The following is a 6,418-nucleotide window of genomic DNA, read 5'->3' as shown; positions in this document are numbered from 1 at the left end:
ATATATTACAGGATACATATTGTATAAGATGGGAAGAAAAGAAAAAGGAATGATGTAATCGTTATTATTCTATTAAAGGAGATTTAATGGAATATTCGTTAGATCAAGTACAGTAAAATCAAAAGACCCGTCAATTGACGAGTCTTTTTCGCTTTAACCAAAGCCAATTGTTATCCCATTCCCTTTGTCATTAAGCACGCTTTTTTAAAAAAGCACCTCAATACGGACTTCATTCATAAAAACAAGTATACTCATATACTACTTTCTATACAAAAAAAGCTAGACCTCAACGAAAGAATTAACGAAGCAAAACACTTATTATCGCTAACAAATTTGCCAATTGCAACGATTTGTACACAGCTTCTATTTTCTGCCCAATGCTACTTCACAAAAATTTTTAAAAATATAACGGGATAACACCTAAGAAATTTAGAGCACGACATTGTATCCAATAACTTAACGACCAAAAAATTGCGGGTTGCGCTTTTCAATAAATGCCGCAACTCCTTCCTTATGATCCTCTGTTTGTCTCATCGCAAATTGTTTGCTAGTTTCGGCTTCAAGGATTTCCCTTAATGCTTGCTCCTCCTGCTTACAATAAATCATTTTCGAGGCAATCATTGCTTGAATTGGACGTGTGCGAAGCTGTATTTTCGCTTGTTGAATTTGCTCTATCGGATCTCCTTCATACAAATCATCAACTAAACCTAGCTTGTACGCTTTTTCTGAGTTCACTATCTCCCCACTCCAAATAAGCTGTTTCGCACGATGCTCACCAATTCTCTTCTTCAAAAAGAAATGACCGCCTCCATCAGGGATAAGTCCAATGTTAATAAAGTTCATCGCTACTCTCGCATTTTTTTCAAGCTTTACATAATCACAGGCTAGTGCAAAACTAAATCCAAGCCCAGCAGCAACACCATGAATAAAGCTAACTGTTATTGCTGGCATCGTATAAAGCGTCGTAATGATTGATTTGATTGTATCCATAATTGAGTGGTAATTTGTATTATCGGAGCTTGATAGCATCGTCTTTATATCACCTCCAGCAGAAAACGAGCGACCTTTCCCAGCAATACATAATATATGTATGTTAGAGGACGCTACCTCCTTTAAGGCACTCTCTAATTCCTGAAGCATTTGTACATTCATTGCGTTTAATGCATTCACACGGCTTAGTAATAATGTTGCAGCATCCCCATCTTTAACAAGCTCAATCGTTTCATAGTTCAAAATTATCCACCCCTTTTTTGTTTTCTCTTTACCTTTCGTAACAATGAAATAGGATTCCTTCTTTTTGGAGTGATTTGTTTATCATTTCGTTCTTTGAGTTACCATTCCGATAGTTCTCCTTACAAACCTCTCAGAATAACTACATAGGATAATCATGCTTTGACATAAAAAAAGACTAGCATCAGCTAATCTTCACACAAATAATTCTTCTAAAATTTTTATTTTTTCTTCTGTATAATGTTTAAATCCATCGTTATAAGATTTAGGATCTTTTGGGTTTGCAAAATGGGTAATCTTCATTGTTTCGGGATGGACAAATTTGCTCGCAGCACCACAGCCGATGCCAATAATCGTTTGCTGTTCTTCCATTATCATTATATTATAAATGCTGTCTTGTCCTTCTAACGCGTAGCCGACATTTTCTAGATTCCCTAATATATTTTTTTGCCGGTATAAATAGTAAGGAGCATAGCCATGGTCTTTTGTCCATTTTACTGCATGGTCCATCATAACACTGATTTCTTCGCGGCTTGCTACCTTGTATTTATGCTTGTTTTTCGTCATTTCAGAGGCACGTTTAAAGGATAGGGTGTGAACAGTTAATGATTCAGGCATTAATTTCGCAGATTCCGCCAATGAATAATCGAATTCCTCAATTCCTTCACCTGGTAAACCAATAATTAAATCCATATTAATATTATTCATACCCATTTCTCTTGCTAGCTTGAATTTTTCAATCGTTTCTTCCACGGTATGATGGCGACCAATTGCTTTAAGCGTCCCTTGAATATAGGACTGTGGATTAATGCTGATTCTGTCTATTTTCCATTTATTTAAAATATCGAGCTTTTCCTTTGTAATCGTATCTGGTCTCCCAGCTTCAACGGTTATTTCCCTTATCTTTTCAACATCTGGGAAGGATGTCACCATTTCTTCATAGAGCATATCCATTTCTTCAGCCGTAATACTCGTTGGTGTTCCGCCACCATAATATACTGTTGTTATTTTAATTCCTGTTCTTTTTAGCCAGTTGCCTATTTCGCGCATTTCATAATGTAGGCCACCCAAAAAGGATGTCACTGAGCCTTGACGCCCATTGATTGCATACGCTGGAAAAGTACAGTAGGCACATTTTGTTGGACAAAAAGGGATTCCAATATAAATACTGACTTCATTCGATAATGTATCAAGGTCAGGGACAGTTTGCAGCTGTCTATTGACTATTTGCTTCATAAGGTCAATTTTTTCATCAGAAAGTAAATATTCTTCTTTAAACATTTTATGAATGTCTTGCTCAGACATCCCTTCACGCCGTTTTTTATGATATAGCTTTGTCGGGCGAATTCCCGTTAATATTCCCCATTTTTGAATGATTCCTGTATATTCCTGCAAAATGGTTAAATATACGTAGGAAAGGGTATTTTTCACTACTCGCAAGCGATCCTTCCCCTCTAGATCTGCTGCAATTTGTTGATCTTTACTCGCAGCATACTCCTTCCCATCTACACGTAAAATCCCTTTAATCTTAACATTTTCTCCATTATCCTCAATGAAAAACTCTGCTTCTAGTGAGGCATCTCCTTCTGAAAAGCAGAGTTCAGTTTCTTCAAAAAATAAATTTCCAATTAAGCGTAATGGCCTATGGAAACGTTCATCATCTATTCCTTTAATATATATTTTCATCTGTTCTCACCTTTACTTTTATCAAAACTCCTTTTAGTTTACAAAAGTTATTCGTTATAGGTCAATGTTAGATGTTAGGAGAAGCTGGTTCAATTACTTTTGTTTTATATGCCTCTCCCCATAAATACATTTCACTAATAATTGTTTCTAATGTTTTTCCAAACTCAGTTAGTGAGTATTCGACCTTCGGAGGAACCTCAGGAAATACCTTTCTTTGTATAACAGCATCCTGCTCCAATTCTTTTAATTGAAGGGATAAGATTCTTTGAGTAATACCAGGCATTAGCTTTTTCAATTCACCAAATCGTTTTGGTGAGTCGAACAGATGATATAAAATGACACCTTTCCATTTGCCACCTATTACATCAAGAGTTGCCTCAACTGGGCACCCTTCAGGACAACCGTAGCCACTTTTCCGATTTCTCACAATCTCACTCCTATCACGTTCTTAAACATCTTATACTTACCATATTTTCCTTGTTGTGTCATTTCATTTATTCTTAATGGTTACATCTATGTAACTAGCTAACATCATTGTGCCTACTTACTTTATTAGCTTCCATCCCTTTATAATGATTGTTAAGAAATCAAATGAGGTGATAAACATGAAAGCTGTTGGATTATATCAATATTTACCGATTGAAAACGAAAATAGTTTATTAGATTTAGATATTCCGAGACCCGTCCCTAATAAAAAAGATTTATTAGTTAAAATTCAAGCAGTATCAATAAATCCTGTCGATGTTAAGGTTCGAGCTCCTAAAGAAAAAACTGAAGACATACCGAAAATTTTAGGATGGGATGCATCAGGGATTGTTGAAGAGGTTGGAGAGGAATGCACCTTGTTTAAGCCAGGTGACAAAGTATATTATGCAGGAAGTCTCACAAGACAAGGAACAAACAGTGAATATCATCTAGTCGATGAAAGAATTGTTGGCAAAATGCCCGAAACACTAACCTATGCCGAGGCTGCAGCATTGCCATTAACTGCAATTACTGCCTGGGAGGGCTTATTTGATCGTTTAAACATTGATAGAAACAAGCCCGAGAAATATAAAGAAAAGACGATATTAATCATCGGTGGTGCTGGCGGTGTAGGCTCGATTGCGATTCAGTTAGCTAAACTTGCTGGATTAACAGTTATTTCGACTGCATCTCGCTTAGAATCAACGGAATGGTGCAAAAAATTCGGTTCAGACTATTGTATTAACCATTATCAAGACTTTTTAGAGCAACTTAAAGGAATTGGAATCAACGGAGTAGATTATATATTTTGCTTAAACAACACGGATCAGCATTGGGGCAATATGGCAAATGCAATTAATCCACAGGGGAAAATTTGTTCAATTGTAGAAACCTCTGAAAAACAGGATATAAATTTACTTAAAAACAAAAGTGTAACGTTCGTATGGGAATTTATGTTTACACGCTCTATGTTTGAAACGAATGATATCGAATGCCAGCATAAGCTGCTTACACAACTTGCTCACTTGATTGACAAAGGAGAAATCGTCTCAACATTAACAGAAATATTAACACCAATTAATGCTGAAAATGTAAAGCTTGCACATCAAAAGGTAGAAACAGGAAGTACAATCGGAAAAATTGTTATTGAGTCTTTCAACTAAGCATATTTTTCTAGTAGACAAACATACAATGATTATAAGTTTAAAGTTTACAGGAGGCGCTACACCATTTTGAAGAAAATTGCTCCTATTCTAATCATTGTTGCAACAATCGGATTTATTGGCTATTTTGACTCGGCAAATTTTTTTGAAAAGCAACATGTAATTGCTAGTTTTCCAGAACTATCTGATGAAGAAGTATCGACAAATGCTACAAATGAACAATCAAGTGAAGAGGATAATCAAATCTATTCGCTTGAAACGAAACTCGTTGACGTAGTTGAAGATGAAGGCTACACAGTTGAGGTCTACCGAGAATATGAGGTTTACAAAGATGAAGAAGGAAACACAATTGAAAGCGTTCCGACAGACAATTATCAATACTTAAGATACAAGGAATAATAGTTGGGGGACTCAAAAGGGTCTGACCCCTCCAACAAACACCGGTATATAGTAAACTAACCTCATCATTAGTCTATATATTATGTTTGAGGGGTCTGAACCTTTGGTTTTGAGCCACCCTCTGTCCCCATTTTCACATAAAATCAAAAAAGTACCTTATAACATGCAAGAAGACTGGTGACGTATAGGTTAAGCTGTCGACACGATTTAAGTATGTTCCTTTGATTGTACGACGCTTCTCTTCATTCCCTAATAGTAGGTCTCGTTTTAACACTGAGATTGTTAAGCTACCAAAAAAGCCGGTTATACTAATAAGCAAGCCCGATAGCAATGCAGCTTTCACACTAAAGGGTGTTAAATGTGGATAGATAAAATAGGCAACAAGTACAGTAATAATTACCGCTCCAATAAAACCCTCCCACGTAATATTCTGATTTGCTGAAGGTACAACCTTTCTTTTCCCAAAATAAATAGATATAAAATGATGAGCTACATCATTCACTTGGGTTAAAACGACGAGAAAGAGTACTAGATTTGCCCCATATTGTGGTGATGCTATTTGGAAAAATGCCAAGTGGCTTAGACCAAATACCATGAGCATGACGCCCCATTGTGTCGAGCTGACAGAACGCAAAAATCCGCTCGTACCTTTTCCTAATAAACGCGGTAATGGCAAAAACAAAAAAACATAGACAGGAATAAAAACAATAAACATGCCATACCAGCCAATATAAATCCAGTAAAATTGGATAGGAATAGCCAAATAAGACCAAAGAAACAGTCTACGGTCTGCCTTTCTCGTTTTCATCATCGAAAAATACTCTTTTAATGCAAAAAAACAAAGCACTGCAAGTGAAATTAATGAGACAGTTTGTGTAAAGAGGGTTGCCATCCCAAATACGACAAACATCCCCCACCATGTTTTTACCCTCATTGACACATCAGTAAAATCTTTATTAGGTTCTTTCTTTTTTACTCCATATATTGCAATTGTGACAATTAATAAGGCAAGAAAAATAATTGCCAAAGTCCAAAGAGTACTAACCAAAATTCACACCTACTCAATTTAAAAATTATTGTATACTAAGAATAGAATATAATGGAAGAATATTAAAGAGGGATTATACATGTCACAGAAAATCTATGTTTATATTTTACTAACCGATACTGGGACACTTTTCACAAAATCTATTAAGAAATATACAAAGGCCCCATATAATCATGCCTCTATTTCGTTTAACGCTGAATTAACGGAAATGTACAGCTTCGGTAGAAAAAACCCGAATAACCCATTAAATGGTGGGTTTGTAAAGGAAGACATTTTCACCGGTACATATAGTAAATATCCTGAAACAACTTGTGTTATTTATAAATTAGAAGTTACAAAGCGCGAAGTTGACAAAATGAAGCGTGTATTGAATGTTTTTATTAAAAATCAAAAGAAATTTCTTTACAATCTCATTGGGGTACTTGGG

Annotated in this window: 6 protein-coding genes and 1 pseudogene; 3 read left to right on the top strand and 4 right to left on the bottom strand. The window is 35.8% G+C overall.

Translation table 11 applies throughout. From position 1 onward, the window contains the following. Positions 1–456 precede the first annotated feature (456 nt). From HU235_RS09360 to HU235_RS09350, 3 genes are all read right to left on the bottom strand, one after another. On the bottom strand, positions 457–1,233 hold the full coding sequence (locus tag HU235_RS09360) for an enoyl-CoA hydratase (RefSeq protein WP_174880046.1): 777 nt from the start codon (positions 1,231–1,233) through the stop codon (positions 457–459). Positions 1,234–1,425: 192 nt separating this feature from the next. Continuing rightward, complete coding sequence (locus HU235_RS09355) at positions 1,426–2,916, bottom strand: coproporphyrinogen III oxidase (protein ID WP_174880045.1); 1,491 nt, start codon at positions 2,914–2,916, stop codon at positions 1,426–1,428. 67 nt (positions 2,917–2,983) lie between these two features. Beyond that, positions 2,984–3,343 carry a winged helix-turn-helix transcriptional regulator gene (locus HU235_RS09350; RefSeq protein ID WP_095301004.1) on the bottom strand — a complete coding sequence of 120 codons (360 nt, stop codon included), beginning with the start codon at positions 3,341–3,343 and terminating at the stop codon, positions 2,984–2,986. A 178-nt stretch (positions 3,344–3,521) separates the two neighbouring features. Here HU235_RS09350 and HU235_RS09345 point away from each other — a divergent pair, with 178 nt between their 5' ends. Both HU235_RS09345 and HU235_RS09340 read left to right on the top strand, forming a co-directional pair. Beyond that, positions 3,522–4,544 (top strand): zinc-binding alcohol dehydrogenase family protein, encoded by a 1,023-nt coding sequence (locus tag HU235_RS09345; RefSeq protein WP_174880044.1) that lies wholly within the window; start codon positions 3,522–3,524, stop codon positions 4,542–4,544. Between the two features lie 69 nt (positions 4,545–4,613). Further along, entirely contained in the window at positions 4,614–4,943 is a 330-nt protein-coding gene (locus tag HU235_RS09340; RefSeq protein ID WP_095301006.1) for a hypothetical protein, read from the top strand. A gap of 133 nt (positions 4,944–5,076) precedes the next feature. Here HU235_RS09340 and HU235_RS09335 read toward each other — a convergent pair whose 3' ends face one another. Next, on the bottom strand, positions 5,077–5,991 hold the full coding sequence (locus HU235_RS09335) for a phosphatidate cytidylyltransferase (protein WP_095301007.1): 915 nt from the start codon (positions 5,989–5,991) through the stop codon (positions 5,077–5,079). 79 nt (positions 5,992–6,070) lie between these two features. On the opposite strand from HU235_RS09335, the pseudogene HU235_RS09330 reads away from it, so the two are divergent. Next, positions 6,071–6,418 (top strand): annotated as a pseudogene (locus tag HU235_RS09330) (hypothetical protein); the annotation flags it as partial.

The organism is Metabacillus niabensis, from assembly GCF_902829255.1.
Classification (GTDB): domain Bacteria; phylum Bacillota; class Bacilli; order Bacillales; family Bacillaceae; genus Metabacillus; species Metabacillus niabensis.
The sequence above is the reverse complement of the archived record's forward strand: the minus strand, read 5'-3'. Positions and strand labels throughout refer to the sequence as shown.

What these genes read in the sequence shown, in the direction of transcription:
- HU235_RS09355 (WP_174880045.1), bottom strand. Translation starts at nt 2,916, where the DNA reads ATGAAAATATATATTAAAGGAATAGATGATGAACGTTTCCATAGGCCA.
- HU235_RS09345 (WP_174880044.1), top strand. Translation starts at nt 3,522, where the DNA reads ATGAAAGCTGTTGGATTATATCAATATTTACCGATTGAAAACGAAAAT.